The following is a 1,783-nucleotide window of genomic DNA, read 5'->3' on the forward strand; positions in this document are numbered from 1 at the left end:
CTGATTCCCTATCGGGGATTTGTTGTCAAGTGCGGGTCTGCTTGACGGTCGGTGAGGGTGCCGGGGAGGATTTGTGTGGGGAAGGTCGCCTCGTCCGGATGCCTTGAGCGTCCTTTTGATCATGTCCCGTGAGGACTTGTTGAGGGGCCTTCCCCGCCCTGCTCTTCTTGTTGCTGCGCCGCCGTCGGCGGATCTCCTCGGTCACGGTCCACTGCTGCGCGATCAGCTGTTTCGCCTGTTGTAGGGTGACCGGGGTGCCGTCGACGTCGCAGATCACATACGGCATCCGGCGGCGCATCACCGTCCAGAGCCGCTCGGCCAGCCGGCCGGCGACCACGCAGCTGGCCTTGAGGTGTTCGGCGCCGCGTTCGACCATCTGCTGGTGGTAGACCCGCGCCAGCTGGGGGTCCTGCTTGCGGGCGGTGTCCGCGGCCCGGATCAGGGTCGCGCGGGCCAGCCTCGAGCCGGCCTTGGACATCGGCTGGCCCTTGCGGTCGGTGTCGCCGGTCTCCGACGCCTTAGGTGCCAGGCCGAGGTAGGACTTGAAGTGCGCCGCGGTCGGGAACCGGGCGGCATCACCGATCACCGCGGCCATCGCCGGACCGCCGACCTCGGCCAGCCCGGGAAGGCTCCGGGCCAGCTGCATCGGGTCCACCCACCGGTAACACGACTCCCGCTCAACGGCATGAGCAGCCAGTTCGGTGCCGATGGCCCGCAACAGCCGGACCTCGGTGGCGATCTCGGCGGCCAGGTCGGTGAACGCGACCGCCGGATGATCGCCGTAGAGCCCGACCGCTGCTTCGGCGGCGGCCAGCCACTGCTCGGCACGGGCCTGACCCTGGTGGTTCCTCGACTCGGTGACGATCAACGCGGTCAGCCCGTCACGACCCAGCCGCAGCAACTCCCGTGGGTCGGCGTACTGCTCCAGCACCGCCAGGTCGGCCTTGCCCAGATCCCCGGTCAGCGGGGTGCACGGCATCACCTGCCGGGTCAGGTCCTTGATCCGCACCTTGTGCTCCGAGGCGGCCATGGTCAGCCGGTCACACGCCCGGACCCGCCGGTCCAGCGCCGCCGCGGCCGCGTCCGGCAACTCCAACGGCCGCAATCCGTCCGGGTCGATCAGCGGCAACCTGGCGAGGGTGTCCGCGTCGATGCCGTTGGACTTGGCATGCCGTTTCAGGAACCGGCGCAGGTCAGCGGACTTCGCGCTCGACACCCGGAACACCAGATGCCCCCGGGCGGTGAAGAACACCGCGATCGGCAGCCACGCCGGTCCGGTCGGCTCGATCACCACCTCCAACCGCGTACCCGGCACCGTCCCGGCCAGAGCGGCCTGCTCGATGACGGTCAGGCTGTCCGCCGTCGGCACGCACCGCCGCCGGCACACCTCCCGCCCCGTCTCGTCACGCACCCGCACCGTGTGCGCCGACGCGATCCCCAGATCGATCCCGACCAGCCTGCGCTGCAACAACCGAACCTCCCCAAACGGCAGCCAGCAACGACTCCGGCAAGTCCGCGCAGGTCACACGCATGACAACCACGGCCCCAAGGAGGCAGAGCAATCTGACGACGGCTCCCACTCATGTGCTGCAACCGAGCCCGGCCTCGTCTCTGGACCGGCTCACTTCCCTCATCCGGGGCATCCGTGGCCAGACCAGCGATGGCAATCAGTCGCACGGGGCTTTCCCCCAGACCCACTTTCAACGCCACCCACCGGACCAACCGGGATGCTCATGCAACCCCAGGACACCGGACTGATCAAGTACCGGAGTTCCTTACATGA

At 68.6% G+C, this 1,783-nt stretch carries 1 protein-coding gene; it reads right to left on the reverse strand.

Features of this window, described 5'->3' with window-relative positions:
• Positions 1-25: 25 nt before the first annotated feature.
• Positions 26-1,471 carry a transposase gene (locus AB0E94_RS52810; RefSeq protein WP_360344521.1) on the reverse strand — a complete coding sequence of 482 codons (1,446 nt, stop codon included), beginning with the start codon at positions 1,469-1,471 and terminating at the stop codon, positions 26-28.
• Between the last annotated feature and the right edge of the window lie 312 nt (positions 1,472-1,783).

Origin of the sequence: Actinoplanes sp. NPDC026670, assembly GCF_040638175.1 — a bacterium.
Classification (GTDB): Bacteria; Actinomycetota; Actinomycetes; order Mycobacteriales; family Micromonosporaceae; genus Actinoplanes.